The 22,593-nt window shown below is 51.7% G+C and carries 13 protein-coding genes; 7 read left to right on the top strand and 6 right to left on the bottom strand.

All coding sequences use genetic code 11. The features are described 5' to 3' along the window. Positions 1-936 precede the first annotated feature (936 nt). From HAV38_RS09910 to rpiA, 3 genes are all read left to right on the top strand, one after another. Positions 937-3,759 (top strand): DUF4118 domain-containing protein, encoded by a 2,823-nt coding sequence (locus HAV38_RS09910; protein ID WP_168054928.1) that lies wholly within the window; start codon positions 937-939, stop codon positions 3,757-3,759. A 10-nt stretch (positions 3,760-3,769) separates the two neighbouring features. Then, positions 3,770-4,468, top strand: coding sequence for a two-component system response regulator KdpE (gene kdpE / locus HAV38_RS09915; RefSeq protein ID WP_168054930.1), 699 nt, complete (start codon positions 3,770-3,772; stop codon positions 4,466-4,468). 181 nt (positions 4,469-4,649) lie between these two features. Then, positions 4,650-5,321 carry a ribose-5-phosphate isomerase RpiA gene (gene rpiA / locus HAV38_RS09920; RefSeq protein ID WP_168055535.1) on the top strand — a complete coding sequence of 224 codons (672 nt, stop codon included), beginning with the start codon at positions 4,650-4,652 and terminating at the stop codon, positions 5,319-5,321. Positions 5,322-5,517: 196 nt separating this feature from the next. On the opposite strand, the gene HAV38_RS09925 is transcribed toward rpiA, so the two are convergent. From HAV38_RS09925 to argA, 3 genes are all read right to left on the bottom strand, one after another. Then, complete coding sequence (locus tag HAV38_RS09925; protein WP_168055536.1) at positions 5,518-8,277, bottom strand: M16 family metallopeptidase; 2,760 nt, start codon at positions 8,275-8,277, stop codon at positions 5,518-5,520. A gap of 426 nt (positions 8,278-8,703) precedes the next feature. After that, the gene (locus HAV38_RS09930) at positions 8,704-8,976 is read right to left on the bottom strand and encodes an oxidative damage protection protein (protein WP_168054932.1); all 273 of its coding nucleotides are present in this window, start codon (positions 8,974-8,976) and stop codon (positions 8,704-8,706) included. A gap of 58 nt (positions 8,977-9,034) precedes the next feature. Continuing rightward, positions 9,035-10,345: an amino-acid N-acetyltransferase gene (argA, locus tag HAV38_RS09935; RefSeq protein WP_168055537.1), complete on the bottom strand. Its 1,311-nt coding sequence runs from the start codon at positions 10,343-10,345 to the stop codon at positions 9,035-9,037. 399 nt (positions 10,346-10,744) lie between these two features. On the opposite strand from argA, the gene HAV38_RS09940 reads away from it, so the two are divergent. From HAV38_RS09940 to dcd, 3 genes are all read left to right on the top strand, one after another. Next, entirely contained in the window at positions 10,745-11,815 is a 1,071-nt protein-coding gene (locus tag HAV38_RS09940) for an XdhC family protein (RefSeq protein ID WP_168054933.1), read from the top strand. Between the two features lie 218 nt (positions 11,816-12,033). Next, on the top strand, positions 12,034-16,122 hold the full coding sequence (gene hrpA / locus HAV38_RS09945) for an ATP-dependent RNA helicase HrpA (RefSeq protein WP_168054935.1): 4,089 nt from the start codon (positions 12,034-12,036) through the stop codon (positions 16,120-16,122). Between the two features lie 562 nt (positions 16,123-16,684). Further along, positions 16,685-17,251 carry a dCTP deaminase gene (dcd, locus tag HAV38_RS09950; RefSeq protein WP_168054937.1) on the top strand — a complete coding sequence of 189 codons (567 nt, stop codon included), beginning with the start codon at positions 16,685-16,687 and terminating at the stop codon, positions 17,249-17,251. 97 nt (positions 17,252-17,348) lie between these two features. Here dcd and HAV38_RS09955 read toward each other — a convergent pair whose 3' ends face one another. The 3 genes from HAV38_RS09955 to HAV38_RS09965 all read right to left on the bottom strand — a co-directional run bounded on the left by HAV38_RS09955 (position 17,349) and on the right by HAV38_RS09965 (position 20,902). Further along, positions 17,349-19,628: an arginine/lysine/ornithine decarboxylase gene (locus HAV38_RS09955; protein ID WP_168054939.1), complete on the bottom strand. Its 2,280-nt coding sequence runs from the start codon at positions 19,626-19,628 to the stop codon at positions 17,349-17,351. Between the two features lie 301 nt (positions 19,629-19,929). Next, positions 19,930-20,436, bottom strand: coding sequence for a dihydrofolate reductase (locus tag HAV38_RS09960; protein ID WP_168054941.1), 507 nt, complete (start codon positions 20,434-20,436; stop codon positions 19,930-19,932). Positions 20,437-20,668: 232 nt separating this feature from the next. Continuing rightward, positions 20,669-20,902 carry a hypothetical protein gene (locus HAV38_RS09965; protein ID WP_168054943.1) on the bottom strand — a complete coding sequence of 78 codons (234 nt, stop codon included), beginning with the start codon at positions 20,900-20,902 and terminating at the stop codon, positions 20,669-20,671. Between the two features lie 118 nt (positions 20,903-21,020). Between HAV38_RS09965 and HAV38_RS09970 the strand changes: the two genes are divergently transcribed. Beyond that, positions 21,021-22,577: a glucan biosynthesis protein G gene (locus HAV38_RS09970; RefSeq protein WP_168054945.1), complete on the top strand. Its 1,557-nt coding sequence runs from the start codon at positions 21,021-21,023 to the stop codon at positions 22,575-22,577. The last annotated feature ends 16 nt before the right edge of the window (positions 22,578-22,593 follow it).

Below are 22,593 nucleotides of genomic sequence, written 5' to 3' on the forward strand. Positions count from 1 at the left end.
GGCAACCGCAACCGCAACAGCAACGGCAACAGCAACAGCAACGGCAACGTCAAGGACTGTAACCACGATAATGAGAGAAAGGCACTAATCTATTCAGGCTCTCAATCGCCAAGACAATCAACCCTCCAATTAGCAAGGCTGCTGCGGTTGCGGTTGTTGTTGACCTGCCCCGTCATAGGTGATGCCGGTTATTTCGGCTGTCAGTCGGGAATTGTCGGAATACATGTTTGAGCCGCAGGCGAGTTGGTATTTCGACCCGACTGATAGTCGAAATAATTGGGGACCCGACCAACGGGAGGGCAGCGCGTCTGCGGTCGCCTTTTTTTTGGTTACTTTATTTGCGGGGGGCGCCTAGCCAAGCAAAAAAAAGTAACTGGCCGCCGGGCCACTCCCGGCCAGCATCCACGGAGCACTAACCATTTTAGCTATCGAATAACCAAACCAACCAAACCAACCAAACCAACCAAACCAACCAAACCAACCAAACCAACCAAATGGGTCAACGTCGGCGGCGCTCCATTCCCGTCTGATGACTAAAACAATGAGAGAAAGGTACTAATCTATTCGCGCTCTCAATCGCCAAGGCAATCAACCCTCCAATTAACAAGGCTGCGGCGGTTGCGGTTGCGGTTGTTGTTGACGTACCCCGACCCGACTGATAGTCGAAAAAATCGGGGACCCGACCAAAGGGAGGGCAACGCCTTTGCGGTCACCTTTTGTTTGGTGCCTTTATTTGCGGGGGGCGCCTAGCCAAGCAAAATAAAGACACTGGCTGTCGGGCCGCCCCCGACTAGCATCCACGGAGCACCAGCCAACTTAGTAACCAACAATCGCAAAGTTGACGAAGGACCGTTAACCAATTTCCCACAAAATCAGCCAAAAAAAGACTACCCTAAACAACCACCAAATAACCCGCTAACAACCAAGACATCATAAATGTCCCAACAAACTCCTAATACCCGCCCCGACCCCGACGCACTCCTCTCCCGCATCCAATCGGAGCAACTCCAGGCCACCCGCGGCAAGCTAAGAATTTACTTCGGCGCCTCAGCTGGCGTGGGCAAAACCTACGCCATGCTCACAGCCGCCCACAAACTCCAGTCCGAAGGACGGGAAGTACTAGCAGGCGTCATAGAAAGCCACGGCCGCATCGACACCGCAAACCAACTAACCGGCCTCCCAATCCTCCCACTAAAACAGCTAACCTATCGCGACAAACAATTACCAGAATTCGATCTGGACGCCGCACTAGCTCGCAAACCATCGCTGATATTAGTAGATGAACTGGCCCACTCCAACGCCCCCGGTTCACGCCACCCCAAACGCTGGCAAGACGTAGAAGAATTACTCAGCGCCGGTATTGACGTATTCACGACGCTCAATGTTCAGCATCTGGAAAGCTTAAACGATGTCGTGGGCGGCATCACCGGTATCCGCGTCGCGGAGACCCTACCCGACACCGTCTTCGACGCCGCCGATGAAGTCGTTCAGGTCGACATTCCGGCCGATGAGTTGCTAGCGCGCTTGAAACTGGGCAAGGTCTATCAACTGCCGCAAGCCGAACGGGCATCCCGTAATTTTTTTCGTAAAGGCAATTTAATTGCCTTGCGTGAGTTGGCGTTGCGTCGCACCGCCGACCGGCTGCAAGGTGATGTGCAGGCATATCGGATCGAAAAATCGATCGATACCGTCTGGCAGACCGATACAGCTTTGTTAGCTTGCATCGGCCCCACGATTAACGCGGAACATGTGATCCGCAGTACCGCACGTCTCGCTACGCAATTAAATAGTGAGTGGCGCGCTGTCTACGTCGAGACACCGCGTCTGCAGCGTTTGTCCTCTGCGCGACGCGAAGCAATCCTGGAGACGCTCAAGCTTGCGCAAAATCTGGGCGCTACGACAGCCGTATTGGCGGGCAACGATGTCACCGAAGTGATCACCGAATTTGCCCGCAGTAATAATATTTCAAAAATTATCGTCGGACGCAGCCAGCATTACGGACGATGGCGTTGGCGCGCACTTTGGTCAATGCAGGGTAATTTTGCCACCAAAATCGCGGCACAAGCTAAAGACATAGACCTTATTGAAATAGGGCAGCCTTCGATTCGCGCCAAAAGCAAAGAGCGATCTTCCGGCGCCGCGCCACATTCCTCAGCAAGTGAAGTGTCGCCCCTCAAGCCACACCGGTTAATGGAGAAGACGCGCTCATCGGGATATGTCTGGGCGGTGGCGGTGACGATACTGGTAACAGTATTGGCGACACCGATATTGCCTTACTTTGATCTGGCCAATATCGTTATGCTGTATTTATTGGCCGAAGTGTTAATCGCCGTGCGCTTTGGACGCGGACCCGCGATAACGATTGCGTTGTTAAGTATTGGGGCCTTCGATTTCTTTTTTGTACCGCCACGGTTTTCGTTTGCGGTGAGTGATTTCCAGTACTTGATGACGTTTGCTGTCATGTTGGCCGTCGGTTTGATCATCACCCATTTGACTACTGGCCTGCGGTATCAGGCCCGCGTTGCGTCGTATCGGGAGACACGTTCGCGGGCATTATTTGAGTTCTCGCGCGCTCTATCGGGCGCACTGCAGACCGAGCAAATAGTGGAGACCAGCAGAAAATTTTTGCAACGGACCTTTAATGCCCAAACGCTATTATTGGTGCCGGACCTGGAGGGGCGCTTGCAAGTTGCGCCATCACAGAACGTGCCGGCCAGCGAGGATGCGGCACTCGAATCTGCGCTGCATGCATCGCTGGATATCGGCATCGCGCAATGGGCATTCGATAACGCCAAAAATGCCGGTATCGGCACCGACACATTGCCTGCTAGTAATTGCCTGTATCTGCCGTTGGTAGCACCAATGCGCACACGCGGTGTGCTAGCGATATTGCCGCATAGTCGTCGCTGGCTATTGATCCCGGAGCAGCAGCAGCAACTCTATACTTTTGGTGCGCTGGCTGCGATTGCTTTAGAGCGCGTGCATTATATTGAGGTGGCGCAAGATGCCTTAATAAAAATGGAATCGGAACGATTGCGTAATGCATTATTGTCCGCGTTGTCGCATGATTTGCGGACCCCACTGACTGCGTTAGTCGGTTTGTCCGAGTCGCTGGTGCTGACCAGGCCGCCATTGCAAAGCGCGCAGCAAGGACTCGCAATCGCGCTGCACGAAGAGACGCTGCGCATGAGTGCACTGGTGACCAATTTGCTGGACATGGCGCGCATCCAAAGTGGCGAAGTCAAACTTAACCTGCAATGGCAACCTTTTGAGGAGGTGGTCGGCAGCGCCTTACGCGCCAGCACTTTGGCGCTGATGGGCCACAGGGTAGAAACGCAGGTCTCACATGATCTGCCGTTGGTGCGCTTTGACGCCGTGCTGATTGAACGCGTCCTGTGTAATTTGCTGGAAAACGCGGCTAAATACTCGCCAGCATCTTCAGCTATCATGTTGTCCGCAGCGATCACTGGCCGCCTTTTGTCCGTCACCGTGGCGGATCATGGCCCCGGTCTCCCCGCCGGGATGGAGGAGGCTATCTTTGATAAGTTCACACGCGGCGAGCGCGAGTCAGCCAAACCGGGCGTCGGATTGGGATTGGCGATCTGCAGGGCAATCGTCGAGGCCCACGGCGGCATAATTACCGCCGCCGATGGCGCTGCAGACGGTGCCGCGTTTACCTTTACCTTACCACTGGGCGTACCGCCAAGCATGCCGGATCCGGAAGATGGTGAGTACTATCCGGTCGAACCATCTTTATAGAGTAGGCACCATGAGCCAATCACAACCCGTAGCGATTTTGGTCGAAGACGAGCCGCAAATCCGGCGCTTTGTGCGTGCGGCATTAGAAGATGAGGGCTGGCAGATTCATGAGGCCGACACGCTCCATAGAGGCTTGATAGACACCGGCACCCGCAAGCCGAATCTGGTGATTCTTGACCTGGGCCTACCCGATGGGGATGGTATCGATTTTATTCTTGACGTCAGAAAATGGTCCAAGGTGCCAATCATCGTCTTGTCGGCCCGCGTCAGTGAAAACGATAAAATCAAGGCGCTGGATGCCGGTGCAGACGATTATCTGAGCAAGCCGTTTGGCGTTGGTGAATTGCTGGCGCGCGTGCGGGCCACATTGCGTCGGCAGCATCTGCCTTTGGCGAGTGCGGATGGACTGATTCGGTTTGGGGATGTAACGCTGGACCAGCAGGCGCGACTGATCACAAAGGCCGGGCAACCGGTCCATCTGACACCGACTGAATACCGATTGCTGACGGTTTTGGTGACCAACGCCGGGCGGGTCGTGACTAACCCGCAGTTATTACGTGAAGTCTGGGGGCCATCGCACTCCGAAAACGGTCATTATCTACGCATTTATATGGGCCACCTGCGCCATAAGCTAGAAGATGATCCCGCCCAGCCGCAATATTTACTCACCGAAACGGCGGTTGGATATCGGATCATGTTGTCGGTCTAGAGGTTGGACGACTGGCCAGGAGGCTGCGCTCCATTGTTTGCTCAGTGTTTGATTGCATGCAGACAATCAGAGCTATAAGCATCAATTTGCATAATACGTAATCCTTAGCATTGACCGGTTGGCCCCATGATTGGTTAAAATAGCGTTTTATTTCCTTTCCAGGAAGATTGCCATGGCCGCTATGACGCAGGACGAACTGAAACAAGCTGTTGCTCGCGAAGCAATTAAATATGTCGTGGAACGCGACATTGTTGGGGTTGGCACCGGCTCAACTGCAAATTTTTTTATTGATGAACTGGCTAAAATCAAGCATCTGATCAAGGGTGCTGTAGCCTCTTCTGAAGCCACGGCTGCGCGCCTGCGTAGCCATGATATTGAAGTGTTCGATTTGAATCAGGTGCTGTCCATGCCCGTCTACATTGACGGCGCGGATGAGGTGAATGCGCAAGGCGCGATGATCAAGGGCGGTGGCGCTGCACTGACGCGTGAAAAGATCGTCGCATCGGTGGCAGATAAATTCATTTGTATCGCCGACGGCTCCAAACTGGTCAATGTACTGGGTAAGTTTCCGCTGCCGGTTGAAGTGATTCCGATGGCGCAGGCCGTGGTTGCGCGCAAGTTGGCAAAATTGGGCGGGGAACCGCGTTTGCGCTTTAAGGATGGCATTCCGCTTATCACCGATAACGGTTGCGTCATTATCGATATGTATGGCCTCAAAATCGTTGATCCGGTTGCAATGGAAGCACATATTAACCAGATCATCGGTGTCGTATCGGTTGGTCTGTTTGCCAAACAGGGCGCTAACGTCTGCTTGCTGGGAATGCCGGACGGCGTTAAGACGCTGACGTTTTAACCTGTACGGTTAAAAAATTTCTGTTCCTGGGGCGATCTCAACTGATCCTTTAGTTGCAAAAAAATCCTGCAGCGTCACAAGCTGCAGGATTTTTTATGGATACAGATTGAAGAAGTCGCCACATCTGATACTGTTTCAGACCTTGCTCAGAATCTCGATTAGGCTACTCAATCATCTCAATCATCCCAATCGTGGCTTATGGCTTGATAGCCGTCGGTACGCCGACCGTAATATTACTTACCTTGGCTTCATCGCGCGCAATGACGACGCTTAACTTCGCCGGATCAATCCGCTCGCGGAACACGGCGTTGACCTGATCTAAAGTCAATGCGCTGATCTTATCTTCCAGCGTTTTGCTCCATGCAAAGGTGCGGTCCAGATCCATCAATTTCACCCATGCCGCACTGACCGCAGCGTCTTGGGCGCGGGCCTGTATATTTTCTTGCAGCATGCCCGATTTTGCGCGTGCCAGTTCTTCAGCGGTGAAGCCCTCTTTACGCACCCGGTTCAGTTCTTCCTTCACGCCGAGATCGACACGCGCGAGGTTTTGCGGTGCTGCGATTGCCTGAATGTTAAAGGTCGCAGCGCGGCTGATCGCACTGATTCCCAACGAGGAGCCAACCGTGTATGACAGTCCGTCCTTTTGACGGATGCGATCGGCCAAACGCGATTTAAGACTGCCGCCGCCAAACAAATAATTGGCTACTAGTAAAGCAGGATAGTCGGGGTCGCTATCGCGCATATCGAGATTGAGGCGTGCGATATAGATGCCGTTTTCCTTATCTGGCGTGTTGATGATTTCCGCAAAGGGAGCAACATCAAAGTTTTTACGTATCACGCGCTGGTAGGGCACCGTGCTCTTCCAGGCGCCGAACTCGGCCTGAACCACCTTGGTAATAGCGACCGTGTCAAAGTCACCAACTATCGCCATTTCGCCGTTTGACGCACCATAAAATGCTTTGTGAAAGGCAACGACGTCCGCCAGTTTGACTGCCTTGAAGCTGGCGATCCTTTGGTCGATGGTCGGTTCCGACATCCAGGCTCCTTGCGGATACAGGTTGTAATGCTGTGACATCACCTCAGTAGCGCGGCTGCCCGGGTTGTTACGTGTGCTCTCCAGACCGACGATAACTTCCTTCTGCAAACGTTCAAATTCGACCGGGTCAAAGCGCGGATGTTTCAACACATCGGCGACCAATTTCATCGCATCAGCCAGATTTGTGCGCGTGGTCTCAAATTGATACAGGCCGCCATTTATTTTATATTGAGAAAAAGCATCAGCCAGTTGCTGGCGATTCAGGGTTGTAGTGCCGCGTCGCAACATGGCGCCGGTCATGTCAGAGATAGCGTTCTTGTCGAATAGCGATTTTTCATCTCCCCAGTTGAATTTTAGGTGGACTGAGACAGTTTCGCCGCGGGTTTTTTTTGGCAATAACGCCAACTTCAGGCCGCCAACAGTCATATGCTGCGTACGCGCATCAATATTTGCTTGTGACGGATCAAAAACCTCGCCGCTCGCCATGCCTTGTTGCGGCTTGTAAACTTTCATGACATCGGTTAAAGGCGGCGCTGCGGGAACCTCGGCGCGCTGCGGCGCTTCGTTCGGCTGAAAAATGCCGACCGTACGATTATCGCGTTTGAAATAGCGTGCGGCAGCGCTAGCAACGTCGGGTGAGGTCACCTGCTTAATTTGATCGCGTCCCAGAAAAAGTAAACGCCAGTCACCTAGCGCAATCGCGCTCGACATGGATATACCGAGTTGTTGGGGATCGTTGAGCAGGCTCTCGTAGCTGTTAGCGGTGCTGCGCTTTACCCGATCCATTTCTTCGGGCGTTGGCGGCGTTGCAGAAAATTTTTCCACCGCGTCGACCAGCGCTGCACGCACCGGCTCGATCGGCTCATTCTTTTTGACGATCGCTGCAAGAATCATTAAGCCCGGCGCGTAACCGGTCATTTCATAGTTGAATACCGAGGTGGCCTTGCCGGTTTCGACCAATGCTTTGTACAGCCGTCCATTGGGTGTGTCGCCTAATATACTGGCAGCAAAAGACATCGCGTTGCTGTCTGGATGGAGTTCACTGGGGACCTTATAGGCCACGGCAACAATCTGGATATCGCCTTCGCGCCGGATCACAAAGCTGCGCTCACCATCCTGGGTCGGCTCTACAGTCCAGAATTCCGGTAATTTACGGGTCGGCTTAGGCAATTTTCCAAACGCCTCATTGACCCAGTTCAACGCCTTACCCTGATCGAATTTTCCCGAAATTAATAGCACCGCGTTATCGGGCTGGTAGTACATACGATAGAACGCCTGAAGGTTTTCGATCTTGACGTTCTCGACATCGCTACGATTACCGATAGTGGGTTTGCCATAACTATGCCAGTCAAAGGCGACACCCTGCATCCGTTTGAACAAGACGCTGACCGGTGAGTTTTCGCCTTTTTCAAATTCATTGCGGACCACTGTCATTTCGCTATCGAGATCTTTTTTGGCCACAAATGAATGTAGCATGCGGTCTGCTTCCAGATTGATCGCCCACTTCAAATTGTCATCGCTTGCTTGCGAAAATTCATAGTAATTGGTGCGATCAAGTGAAGTAGTCCCGTTAAACGACATGCCGCGCTGGCCGAAATCTTTCGGAATTGCAGGATGATTGGGCGTTCCCTTAAACATCATGTGTTCTAGTAAATGCGCCATCCCGGTTTCACCATAGTTCTCAAACCGGGAGCCAACCAGATACGTCATATTTACCGTAACGGTGGGTTTGGTATCGTCCGGTAAGAGTAAAACTTTGAAGCCGTTGCTGAAGCGATATTCTGTAATGCCTTCAGCCGCAGGACCTTTGGTTATATTGGCAAAGTGTGTGATGTCTGGCGCTGCTATAGTCGCGGTTATGTTTGGCGCTGGCGTTTGTGCATCGGCGAGCATGAAGACAGACATTAACATCAACGTCATGGCCCCGGACAGCGCGCTGGCACGCAATCTGGCAATGATGCCCTTTGCAGTAGCATCGGCATTGAAGGTGATGGGAAGGCTTAGCTGGGTTAAAGGCATGTCGGTTTCGATCAGTGGGTTGCGTGATGGAAGGATAACAGGGGGCAGTCTGTTTGTGACGTTAGCGACACAGGGCAGGTTAATGGGTCGATCAAGCCGCCGGGTGTGGAACTTCTATGGGAGACGATAGTGAACTAAATTGCAGTGAACCAGCTATGGACAGCCTTAATTATTGCTCGTTAAATATTTGCTTCTTGGGAATGTCTTGCGTTTCTAAGGCTAATGACGGCGGCGTCGTGAGCGGACAATTATAACGCTACCACTCGCGAAGATCAGCCCTTGATCGGCATGGCGGTGGTAGCGGAAGTAAGTGAAACTTGGGTTTGATTATTCGGTCGGTGGTACATAACCGACGGCGGCGTCGGCACCACTTCCAAAGAAGTGATTTTCCATTTGGGTGGCAAGATATTTGCGCGCACGTATATCGGCTAGATTCAGGCGATTTTCGTTAACCAGCATGGTTTGATGTTTCAGCCATCCTGCCCAGGCTTCTTTTGAAACGCTCTCAAAAATCCGCTTGCCCAGTTCGCCCGGATACGGTGGAAAATCCAGTCCCTCAGCTTCTTTGTCGAGTTTGATGCAATGAATAGTGCGTCCCATAAAATTCCTTTATTTACTTAGAGTTGTTTAATCAGAGTTGTTGATCAAAGGTGTTTGATCAAAGTTGCTTTATTAATACAAGCGATTTGCGTTGCCAGTTGTACATGTGTTGCCGATTTTTTGGCAGGTCGTCGACCGTCGCACTCACAAAACCGCGGCGTAAAAACCAATGTGAGGTACGCGTCGTCAATACGAATAATTTGGTCAGTCCGGCGGAGCGCGCCCGGCTTTCCATGTGTTTTAGAATTTTTTCGCCATCGCCTTGGGCTTGCACTTCCGGGTTGACGGTCAGGCACGCCATTTCGCCCATTTTTTCATCGGGAAACGGATACAGCGCGGCACAACCGAACAGCACGCCATCATGATCAATGACTGAGAAATAATGAATTTCGCGCTCAATCAATTCGCGTCCGCGCTTGACCAGCGTGCCGTCGGCTTCCAGTGGTTCAATGAGTTTCAGGATGCCGCCGACGTCCTCAATTGTCGCTTCGCGCAGGCTTTCCAGATTCTCGTACGTAATCATGGTACCAATGCCGTCATGTGTAAATAGTTCAAGCAAAGCTGAACCATCCGTCGCAAAGGGAACCACATGCGCGCGCGGCACACCTGCGTTGCAGGACTTGATGGCGTGCTGCAAATAGAACGCTGAGTCGGACGGCAGGCAACCGCTATCGAGTACGGCTTGGGCTTGATGTGATGATAGTTCGCGGATTTCTGTTCCGCCAGCGTCTTTCATTAGCGGCGTTTCGCTGATAAAGATCAGTTTCTCTGCGCGTAATGAAATTGCCGCAGCAACGGCCACGTCTTCCATGGTCAGATTGAACGCTTCGCCCGTAGGTGAAAAGCCCAAAGGTGACAGCAACACAAGATTGCCTGCACTTAAAATGGGATGAATGGTTTCGTAAGCAATCTTACGTACTACACCCGTCAACTGAAGATCGGCACCGTCAATCACGCCGAGTGGGCGGGCGGTGACAAAATTGCCCGAAATAATCCGAATCGCGGCGTGTGCCATCGGCGTATTCGGCAAGCCTTGGCTGAACGCGGCTTCAATATCCAGGCGCAACTCACCAGCCGCTTCTTTGGCACACTCCAACGCGGCGATGTCGGTAATCCGCAAGCCATTGGAGAACCGGGTTTCCACATTGCGCAGGGCTAACTGTTCTTCAACCTGCGGTCGGGAGCCATGCACAATGACGATTTTGATGCCTAAAGCGTGTAACAGGGACAAATCTTGCGCCAGCACGGGCAACGCGCCCGCCATGACGAGTTCGCCGGGGAAGGCGATGACAAAGGTCTTGCCGCGAAAGGCATGAATGTAGGGCGCGACTGAGCGTAGCCACTGGACGAATTCGGAGGTGTTTTCCATGGTGTGCATTATATACACACCATGGAAGCGAGGCGTACCTGACCGATGAGGGTGCGCCTTGATTTACGCTCTTTTTTTGCCGGGGCGCATGATATCGGCTGATCGCGGACTACTGATCCGTATCCTGCTCGAATGAATTCGGTGGTTCTGGCGACAATGTTGATCGATGGAGACAAGTAATTTTATCGGTACCGATTTGTTCGTTCGATAGACCGGAACGAAGCTAATTCTTGTTTCGCCTGTGAAAAGGGGCACTCTTCTATATGCTAGCGTTTTAGTAACATACTTGCGATAGTGGATGTTGCTATAAATGCACAGCAGCGACGCTCGGGATATTTTGCCGGGTCAACGCTCCCTGCATTTATTATCAATTATCAGGTAAAAAATGCGAAAGTTAACATGAATGCAGTCGATTATCAGGTATTGAATAGCGCGGTCAGCTGGTTGCGGCAGGGCAAGCGGGTGGTGTTGGTGACGGTGGTCCGCAACTGGGGCTCCGCCCCACGTCCGCTCGGATCGCTGTTTGCGATCACAGCGGAGGGCGATTTTACGGGCTCGGTCTCCGGAGGCTGCGTCGAGGACGATTTGATGCTGCGCTTTGCGACTTTTTTTCCGGACCAGATCGAGGTGGTGCGTTATGGTATCACCGCCGAACAAGTGCGCCGTTTCGGGTTGCCCTGCGGCGGCACGCTGGAGTTGGTGGTTGAGCCGCTCGCCGACGCCTCCACGCTGGAACCATTGCTGGCGGCGGTAGCTTCCCGGCGTTTGGTTCAACGTAGGCTGAACCTGACTACGGGCCTGGCCCTGATCGAACCGGCAAGCGCGGACTTCACAGTACGTTTCGGGGATAACGAATTGGTGCAGGTATTCGGTCCACATTGGCGCTTGTTGATCATCGGTGCGGGGCAGGTGTCCGAATATCTGGCTCAAATGGCCCCGGCACTGGATTTTTCGGTCTATGTCAACGATCCGCGCGAGGAGCAAAGGCGTAACTGGCAAACCAACGGCCTGCCTAATTCCGCCGCCGCAGTTGAGTGGCTGGACGGCATGCCGGATGATGCAGTGCATGCGTTTGCACCCGATCAACGGACGGTAATTGTCGCGCTGAGTCACGATCCAAAGGTGGATGACATGGCCTTGATGGAGGCGTTGAAAACGGATGCTTTCTATGTCGGCGCGATTGGTTCGATGGCCAGCACGGTGGCTCGCAAGGAGCGCTTGTTGATGCTGGACGTGACGCAAGAACAAGTAGATCGCTTGCACGCACCGATCGGCTTACCTATTTTTAGTCGTTCGCCAGCAGAAATCGCGGTCTCGGTGCTGGCTGAACTGATCGCATTGCGTAATCGCGATCTGATCGCTAAAGCTGGGTCAACCTGTGCCGTGGGAAGGATTGCGGACGAATCTGCTGAGTTATTTTTGACAGACACGATCAGTTTTAGCGAGGCGAACCACGAGGTGATGCAATAGGAGGTATTTTCCCCGTAGCAATAATATGTGCGGTGGGGTTCTTTGATGGGTATAGAATGAGCGGGACTTGCGCATTGCGTCCTCACTGTTGCTTGATAGCGGAAGTCTTTATGCGTGTTGTGCTGATAGCCGCATGCAAGCCGATCTCGCCATACGCCACATTTGCCAGGCATACAGTCCGCGCATAACCCGTCGTCGCTCTGTATAATCCTGTCCTCATGTCAGTACCAGAATCCAACCCACCTTTGCAGCCCGCTGATTCAGCCCGGTCGCTACGCCCTGAAACGCCATCGTCTCAGAAAAATTCGCCACGTCCGCCGCAGTCGCGTGACTCTAGACAGCGCACGCAAAGCAGGATTGCGCCAGAACGTAATCCGTTGCCGCCAATTGTCTACCCCGAGGACTTGCCGGTGTCGGGACGCCGCGCTGAAATTGCGGAGGCGCTGAAGGCCAATCAGGTGATCATCGTGTGCGGTGAAACTGGCTCGGGTAAAACCACCCAGTTACCTAAGATTTGCCTTGAGTTGGGTCGCGGCCTTAATGGGCTGATTGGTCATACCCAGCCACGCCGGATCGCTGCGTCATCGACCGCCAAGCGGATTGCGCAGGAGCTTGGCTCGCCGCTGGGCGAGCATGTTGGTTTTAAAGTACGTTTTAACGACACATTGACCAAAGGATCGTGGGTCAAATTAATGACCGACGGGATTTTGCTGGCGGAGACGCATACCGATCCGATGTTGTGGCAGTACGACACGATCATCATCGATGAAGCGCATGAGCGTAGCCTGAACATTGATTTTTTACTCGGCTATTTAAAGCAATTGCTGCCGAAGCGGCCTGATCTGAAGTTAATCATCACGTCAGCGACCATTGATGCGGAGCGTTTTGCGCGTCATTTTGGCCATGGCGACAAACTAGCGCCCGTGATCGAAGTGTCAGGACGTTTATACGAGGTGGAGGTGCGTTATCGCCCGGTCGATAACGCGGATCGCAGTGGGGTTAATCCTGCGACGACTTCTACAAGGCCGAACGCTGGCAGCGGCGCCAGCGGCGCACCAGTCAGCGGCGCGCAGCGGGAACGCGATCAACGCGATTTGATGGATGCCGTGGTCGATGCGGTAGATGAGCTGGCGCGGGTCGGCTCCGGCGATGTGCTGGTATTTTTACCCGGCGAGCGCGAAATCCGCGATGCCGCGGAAGCACTACGCAAGCATCATCCGCCGCATGTCGAGATATTGCCGTTGTTTGCACGGTTGTCGGCGCAAGAGCAAGAGCGCGTCTTCAAGGCCTCTAACGCACGTCGCATTGTCCTCGCGACCAACGTTGCCGAAACCTCGCTCACCGTTCCGGGGATTCGTTACGTGGTCGATGCCGGGCTGGCGCGGGTCAAGCGCTATAGTTATCGGAATAAGGTTGAGCAGCTCCAGATTGAACCGATTGCGCAATCGGCGGCAAACCAGCGCGCAGGTCGCTGCGGTCGGGTCGCGGCCGGTGTGTGTATCCGGTTATATGAAGAGCGGGATTACCTTCAGCGCCCAAAATTTACCGAGCCAGAAATCATGCGCTCATCGCTGGCGTCGGTAATTTTGCGTATGAAATCACTGCATTTGACCGATGTGGAGACGTTTCCATTTATTGAGCCGCCACCGGGGCGGGCGATTGCTGACGGTTATCAATTGCTGCAAGAGCTGGGCGCGGTGGATGACAACAACCAGTTGACCAAAACCGGTCGTGAGCTGGCGAAATTGCCGCTGGACCCGCGTGTCGGTCGCATGATATTGGCGTCGCTGGATAATGTTTGTCTGACCGAAATGCTGATTATTGCCGCGGCGGTATCGGTGCAGGATCCACGCGACCGTCCGATGGATGCGCAAGCTGCGGCTGATCAGGCTCACAAAAAATTCGCCGATGAAAAATCAGAATTCCAGAGCTATCTAAAAATATGGAAATGGTTTGAAGAAGCCATTGAGCACAAGAAAACCAATCGTCAGTTGCAAGATAACTGCCGCGCTAATTTTCTATCGCAAATGCGCTTGCGTGAATGGCGCGACGTGCATTCGCAACTGCTGACGATTGTCCGTGAACAGGGCTGGCGCCTGAACGAAGCACCCGCTACTTACGATAACTTGCACACAGCGTTGCTGACCGGTTTGCTGGGTAACGTCGGATTCAAGGCGGATGATGACCCGCATTATCTGGGCGCGCGCGGTATCAAGTTTCATATCTGGCCGGGATCGTCATTGACGAAGAAGGCAGGCAAGTGGGTGATGGCGTCCGAACTGGTCGATACAACGCGGTTGTATGCGCGTTGTGTTTCCCAAATTCAGCCGGAATGGCTAGAAAAAGTTGGCGCCCATTTATTGAAAAAATCTTACGGCGAACCACGCTGGGAAAAGCGCATGGCGCAAGTTTCCGCATCGGAGCGCGCCACGTTGTACGGCCTGGTCGTGTACAGCCAGCGCCGAATAAATTTTGGCCTGATTAATCCCAAAGAAGCGCGCGAGATTTTTATCCGCGACGCACTGGTCGGTGGCGAATACGACACGCGCGCAGCGTTCTTTGCACATAATCAAAAACTGATTCGCGAGATCGAAAACCTCGAACACAAATCGCGGCGGCTGGATGTCCTGGTCGATGAAGAATTGATCGCCGCGTTTTACGACAAGTTGATTCCGGTCGATATCTGCAATGGCATTACTTTTGAAAAATGGCTGAAGGACACCACCCCGAAAAATCCAACATTGCTGTATCTTAATCGCGACGATCTGATGCGGCATGAAGCTGCTGGCGTAACGACCGATCTGTTTCCCAAGTTGATGCGGGTTGCCGGAATTGAGATGGGATTGTCGTATCACTTCGAGCCGGGAACGCCGCGCGATGGGGTCACATTAACCGTCCCGCTGTACGCATTGAATCAAGTTTACGCAGATCGATGCGATTGGCTGGTTACTGGCATGCTAAAAGAAAAAGTGCATCTTTTAATCAAATCGTTACCGCAAAAAATACGCCGCAATTGTGTGCCGCTGCCCGATTATGCAGCCGGTTTTTGCGAACGTATACAGGCCCGTAGCGCGTTTGGGCATGGCAATTTGCTCGATGCGTTGATTGCCGATATACGTACCGAGACGACCGTCGCTGTGCGCATATCCGACTTTAAGGTAGAGACATTGCCCGCGCATCACACGATGAATTTCAAGGTAGTCGATGAGCATGGGCGGCAACTGGACATGGGACGCAATCTGGCCGCATTGCAAGCCGAATTGGGCGGACAGGCACGCGAGAGCTTTCAGAAGCTAGCTGAGAAAACCGTGGTTGGGTCGAATGAGTCTGCGAACGCGTCAGCCGCAGGAACACCGACTGGTCAGTCCTCCTCTTCCGTAGCAGCAGCTGCAAACCACCTCAGCAAGAAGGAGACGGCAAGCGCTGGCGGGCAATCCGGTAACAGCATCGCGGCCTACAGCAATCTGACCAGCTGGAGTTTTGGTGAGTTGCCGGAATTGCTGGAGATTCAGCAGGGGAAACAAACGTTAATTGGTTTTCCGGCGCTGGTGGATAAGACTAGTTATTGCGATCTGGAAGTGTTCGATGATCCGAACGAAGCGACGCGGATACACCGATTGGGTTTGCGTCGGCTCTTTGCGTTGCAATTAAAAGAGCAACTGAAGTTTCTGGAAAAAAATATCCCGGGCTTGCAGCAGATGGGTATGCAATTTATGGCGCTTGGATCGCAGGAGGAACTACGTGATCAGATCATTTCTGCAGGCTTGGAGCGCGCCTGCATGCAATTGCCGTTGCCAACCAGTGCCGAACAATTTAACCAGCGCAAAGACGAAGGCAAGTCGCGTCTGGGTTTGCTGTGTAATGAAATAGCACGCCTGACCGCATTAATACTGACGGAGTATCATGGATTGCCTAAGAAGCTGCAGGGCGTGAAAGCGCACACAGCCGCGGTTACCGACATTCAGGGGCAAATTGCCGGGCTGGTCAATAAGCGTTTTATTGCAGAGAACGACTATGCTAACTTAATGCATTTTCCGCGCTATCTAAAGGCAATTAGCGTACGTTTGGAGAAGTTGCGCGCAGAACCGAGTCGTGATGTGCGTTCGCTGGCCGAGTGGACGTTGGTAGCGACGCCTTGGCAACGCGCCCAAAAAGACCGGCAGACAAAGGGTGGCGATCCAAAAATGCTGGAATTCCGCTGGTTGCTGGAAGAGCTTAGGGTGTCATTGTTTGCACAAGAACTGAAGACACCGATGCCGGTTTCGGTAAAACGCTTGCAAAAAGTGTGGGAGACCATGCAGCGTTAGTGCGGTGTTATTCTTCATTTGCGTTAGCAGAATGGAACACTGCTGCATATCTCTACTGATTGCATCAGCGTTGGGGTAATAGCGGGGAAAAGCCGCGCTTTAGACCGTTTTACGGGAACTTCCAAAACCGCTGATGACACGGAACGGCTGCACCGGCCCAATATGGAGAGTTTCTGCCAACCAATTGCAGCCTGCCAAATTGCTCATTTTTGATTATCCGCTCTCGTTTTTAGTTAGAAAACATAGTTTCGCATATATTTTCGATTAAAACGATATTCAATAACCACCCTTAACTTCATAATCTGATGCCTGTATTGCCGATGATTCGCGTAAAATCAGGCAACTCATCATTTATCTCATTCGTCATTTTTGTGCCGAAATGGCTGATCTGCAGGTTTCGTCGCGGTGTATGTAATGACTACCATTTATCTCCTGGATAATTAAGTATTTTTTTGTCTGGGCTGCTAATGCATTAGCAATTGGCGACGTACCCACCATTATTGCTAAATACCTCACCATTTTCAGTGCGAATTTGCACCATCCTTACAAAGAAGAAAACATTATGGCTATCAAATCCGATAAATGGATCCGTCGCATGGCAGCGGAAACTGGCATGATCGAACCGTTCTCGCCGACGCAAGTGCGCGAAGAAAACGGCAATAAGATTGTCTCTTACGGAACCTCATCCTACGGCTACGATATTCGCTGCGCCAATGAATTCAAGATATTTACCAATATCAATTCAACCATTGTCGATCCAAAGAATTTCGATGAAAAATCATTTGTCGATTTTAAAGGTGACGTGTGCATCATTCCACCTAATTCTTTTGCTTTGGCGCGGACTATCGAATATTTCCGGATTCCACGTAGTGTCCTGACCATCTGCTTGGGTAAATCTACTTATGCGCGTTGCGGGATCATCGTGAACGTGACGCCGTTTGAACCAGAATGGGAAGGCTATGTGACGCTGGAGTTCTCGAATACCACGCCCTTGCCAGCGAAGATTTACGCGGGCGAGGGTTGCGCACAGGTGTTGTTCTTTGAGAGCGACGAAGTGTGCGAAACGTCTTATAAAGATCGCGGCGGAAAATATCAGGGGCAGCGCGGCGTTACGTTACCGAAGGCCTAAAGTAATGTGGAGAGCGGAAGACTGCGCGATAGCAGTCGCGCAGTTTGAGCGGAAAAATTAAGATTAATGGCCATATCAAATTTGATATGGCCATTTGTTATTGCTGTGTCGCATCCAGACGGACACAATCGACAAAGTAATCGCGCTTGCCGTTGACTTCGCGTTTCACCAGGCCATGGACATCGGTTTCAAATCCAGGAAATTTCTCGTTGAAATTTCGCGCAAATTTGAGGTAGTCCACGATCGTCTTATTAAAGCGTTCGCCCGGGATCAGTAACGGAATGCCCGGCGGATATGGCGTCAACAGGATAGAAGTAACCCGGCCTTCGAGTTGGTCAATCGGTACGCGGTCAATCTCCCGATGGGCCATTTTGGCGAACGCATCTGAAGGCTTCATCGCAGGCTGCATTGCAGAGAGATACATTTCTGTGGTCAGTCGAGCAATGTCATAGGCCTTGTAGGTCTCATGAATTTGCTGGCACAAATCGCGCAACCCGAGGCGCTCATAGCGAGAATTTCTACCGTTATTAGCACGCGCAAATTCCGGCAAAATGCGCCAGATAGGTTGATTCTTGTCGTAATCGTCTTTGAACTGCTGTAAAGCTGTGAGCAACGTATTCCACCGGCCTTTGGTAATGCCGATGGTGAACATGATGAAAAATGAGTACAAACCGCATTTTTCTACGATAACGCCGTGCTCTGCCAAATATTTGGTGACGATAGAGGCTGGAATGCCGGTTTCGCCGAATTGACCGTCAAGCGACAGACCCGGGGTCACGATGGTGGCCTTGATCGGGTCCAGCATATTGAAATTGGGTGCCAGATTGCCAAACCCGTGCCAGTCGTCTTCTGCTTTGATCACCCAGTCTTCGCGAGAACCGATGCCATCTTCGGCGAACGAGTTCGGCCCCCACACCTGGAACCACCAGTCCGCGCCCCATTCCAGATCGATCTTCTTCATTGCCCGGCGGAAATCGAGTGCCTCAAGAATACTTTCTTCTACCAGCGCGGTGCCGCCCGGGGCTTCCATCATCGCCGCTGCGACATCGCAAGACGCAATGATCGAATATTGCGGCGAGGTGGAGGTGTGCATCAGATAGGCCTCGTTGAAGGCATCCTGATCCAGTTGCACTGTTTCTGACTCGCGTACCAGCACCTGCGACGCCTGGGATAATCCGGCGAGCAATTTATGGGTCGATTGCGTGGAGAAAATCATTGATTTCTTGGCACGTGCACGATCCTTGCCTATTGCATGCATGTCTTTATAAAAGTCATGAAACGTGGCGTGCGGCAACCAGGCTTCGTCAAAATGCAAGGTATCTATCTCGCCGTCGAGCATTTTTTGTAATGTCTCGACGTTATAAATAACGCCATCGTAAGTCGATTGGGTGATGGTCAGAATGCGCGGCTTTTTATTCAGTGCTTCACGCGCAAACGGATTGGCTTCGATCTTTTTTCGAATGCTTTCCATCGTGAACTCTTCGAGCGGAATCGGACCAATAATCCCGAGGTGATTGCGCGTCGGCATCAAAAACACTGGAATTGCGCCGGTCATGATGATCGAATGCAGAATCGACTTGTGACAGTTGCGGTCAACTACCACGATATCGCCGGGAGCGACGGTGGAATGCCAGACCATTTTGTTTGAAGTCGAGGTGCCGTTGGTCACAAAATAACAGTGGTCGGCATTATAGATGCGCGCTGCGTTGCGTTCGGATTCGGCAATCGGGCCGGTGTGATCCAGCAATTGACCGAGTTCCTCAACGGCGTTGCAGACGTCGGCCCGCAACATGTTTTCACCAAAGAACTGATGGAACATTTGCCCGATGGGTGACTTCAAAAACGCAACGCCACCCGAATGTCCCGGGCAATGCCACGAGTATGAGCCGTCCTGCGCATAATGCACCAGCGCCCGGAAGAACGGTGGCGACAGGCCATCCAGATAGGCTTTGGCCTCACGGATAATGTGGCGGGCGACAAACTCGGGCGTGTCTTCAAACATGTGGATGAAACCATGTAATTCGCGCAGGATATCGTTGGGGATATGGCGTGAGGTGCGGGTTTCGCCGTACAAATAAATCGGAATGTCGGCGTTTTTATAACGGATTTCTTCGACAAAAGCGCGTAGCGATTTCAACGCATGGTCGGTTTCTTCAAATGAACCTGCACCAAACTCTTCATCGTCGATGGATAAAATAAAGGCCGAAGCACGCGATTGCTGCTGTGCAAATTGGGACAGGTCGCCATAACTGGTGACTCCCAAGACTTCCATTCCTTCTTTTTCCATCGCATCGGCGAGGGCTCGGATACCGAGGCCGGAGGTGTTTTCTGAGCGGAAGTCTTCGTCAATGATAACGATAGGAAAGCGAAATTTCATGAGGTCTCCGGGAGACGGGTGTAAGTAGAAAAAAAGAAAAATTAAAGCATGTTGCGTACTGTAACGCCGATATTAGCTAGTAAAGGTGCGAACAATGCTATGCATCGCGCATTTACCCTGCGGCAGGAAAACCTGGTTCAGAAAAACAGAAAGTCGAATTCTCGCAGATATGTGGAAAATTAGGGTGAAATGGGACAAAATGGTAGTTTAGATTTTGACGAAAATGGCGTTTATGTTTTATCTCAGCCGAAGTGGTGGTAGCTAAAACGTAGATTCCTGATTCTGTAGAGTGAACCGCAGGTTAAGCACGTTGGTATGCTACGAAGGCGTAGTCAAAATCCTGGGCCTCAGAGTGGTGCGACGTGCGCGCTACCTCTTGCCATTGTTGGGAATTGCGGGCCGGAAAGAATGCATCGCAATCGAAACGTTTTTCGATTTCAGTGACCAGCAAGCGCGTACAAAGAGGAAGCGTGGCCGCGTATATTTCTGCTCCGCCGATGATAAATGCTTCGGTAGGCGACTCTGCTGGACTCGCCGTGTTGACCAGCGCTATCGCCGCTTCGATCGAGTGGACCGTTTCAACGCCGTCATGATGCCATGTCAAGTCACGTGTAATAACGATGTTGCGCCGCTTGGGCAAAGGGCGACCAATAGACTCAAAAGTTTTGCGACCCATAATAATGGGATGGCCGGACGTGGTGCGTTTGAAATGGGCCAGATCTTCCGGCAAATGCCAGGGAAGCGCGTTTTGTATGCCAATGCCGTTGTCGGCGTCGGTAGCAACGATGATAGTGAGCATGAAGGCCATAAAGGACGCTAATCTAATGAATAGCAGAGTTAAAAGAAAACCGATAAGGTAGTTGCAATATTTGCAGCAATGCAACAGAATAAACTTGAAATTTAGCCTTATTGACCGCTGAAAAATGCTATGGGTCGCTTGAATTTAAGTCTCTGATTCAAGTCTTGCATTTAAGTCTTTGATTCAAGTCTTGCATTTAAGTCTTGAATTTATGGTTTTAATATAAGGCGAAATTTGGTGCCTAATGACGACCAAAATGAACTCCGGCAATTTTACTATAAATGTTGCATGGAACTTTGTCTGCTGGCCCCGCTCTTATCTCGGTAAGTAAATTTGCTAAATGGCAAGTAAGCGGCTTTTCCTTCTTTTGGAAGGAGTAGCGTGATTTTACAGTGCCAAACATAAAGGCAGACCAATAATATTTTTTTGGCGAATCATCTAAATAAGCATTCACAAACGGTTTGCGAGAAATCATAACCAATTCTCTGCAGTGGGCTAATATCGCTAGAGAGTAGCGATAAGTTAGCTGTGGTTGATCAATTCTTGATCGGTTGTTGATCTCACTTACTCATGCAACGCCAAATAGGAACCCAATGCTTTTAAAGTCTTTTTATCCCGCGAGCGAAATTGCAGCCAAATTGGCGCGACAGGTGGGTTCGGCACTCATCGTTGTCGGTGTCATGCTCACCAGTCTGAATGCAGCCGCGTTTGATTTCAATGATGTAGCCCAACGCGCTAAAATATTATCCGCCAAAGCGTATGTGAAGCCAGTCAGTAACATACCCAAAGAGTTGGATGACCTGACCCTGGAGCAGTACCGCGACATTCGATTCAAACCGGAAAAATCTCCTTGGGTAAATGCTAAATTGCCATTTGATCTGGCATTTTTTCATGAGGGACATCTGTTTAACGAACCCGTGAAAATGAATGAAATCATCGGTAAAAACGTCCGGGAGATCCGTTTCGATCCTAATAATTTTACCTACGGGGCCAATAAACTCGATCCGAACAAATTGCGCGCACTCGGTTTTGCTGGTTTCCGGGTCCATTATCCGCTCAATAACGGTAATTATAAGGACGAGGTATTATCATTTTTGGGTGCCAGTTACTTCCGTGCGATTGGCAAGGATCAACGTTACGGATTATCGGCACGCGGGCTGGCGGTAGATACAGCACTCAACTCGGGTGAAGAATTCCCCGAGTTTGTAGAGTTCTGGATTGAGCGGCCCAAAGCTGGCGACAAACAGGTAACGATATATGCACTGCTTAATTCCCGACGGGTTACGGGCGCCTACAGCTTTACGCTTAAGCCGGGTGTTGATACAGCGATTGACGTCAAGGCGCAATTATATTTACGGGAGAGTGTGGCGAAGTTGGGAATAGCACCGTTGACGAGTATGTTCTTATATGGCAAGAACCAGCGCTCTCCTGTCGAGGATTATCGGCCTGAGGTGCATGACTCTGATGGATTGCTGGTGGCTTCCGGTACCGGAGAATGGATATGGCGTCCACTGGTAAATCCAAAGCGCCTGCTCGTAACGTCCTATACCCTTAGTGATCCGGTGGGGTTTGGACTGATGCAGCGCGAGCGTAATTTTGCAGCGTATCAGGATCTCGATTCGCGCTACGAAAAAGGTCCAAGCGCGTGGATACAACCGAAAGGCAAGTGGGGTTCCGGACGTGTAGAGTTGGTGCAAATCCCTACACCGGACGAGACCAACGATAATATTGTGGCCTATTGGGTACCCGACGTAATGCCAAAAGCCGGGCAACCGTTTAACGTTGAGTACACCATTTTGTGGCAAAAGGACGTCGAGAAGGGTTCTCCGTTATCTTGGGTAACCCAGACGCGCCGGGGTAACGGTTTTCAGACTAAACCTGACGACAGCGTTGGTTTGTTGGTAGACTTTGAAGGGCCCGCATTTAAGAAATTGGCCGACAATGTCAAATTGGATGCGGTTGTTAGCGTTGACGATAACGGGAAGCTATTGAAGAGCGAAGCCATCCGCAATGATGCTACCGGAGGCTGGCGCATCAACATTAAGGTGCGTCGCAACGAAGAAAATAAACCGGTCGAGTTACGCGCTTTCTTGCGTAATGGCAATACAACTTTATCTGAAACTTGGAGCTACATATTACCGCCCAACTAGTGCACAAGGCAGTATT

Origin of the sequence: Glaciimonas immobilis (assembly GCF_011947285.1) — a bacterium.
Lineage (GTDB): Bacteria > Pseudomonadota > Gammaproteobacteria > Burkholderiales > Burkholderiaceae_D > Glaciimonas > Glaciimonas immobilis.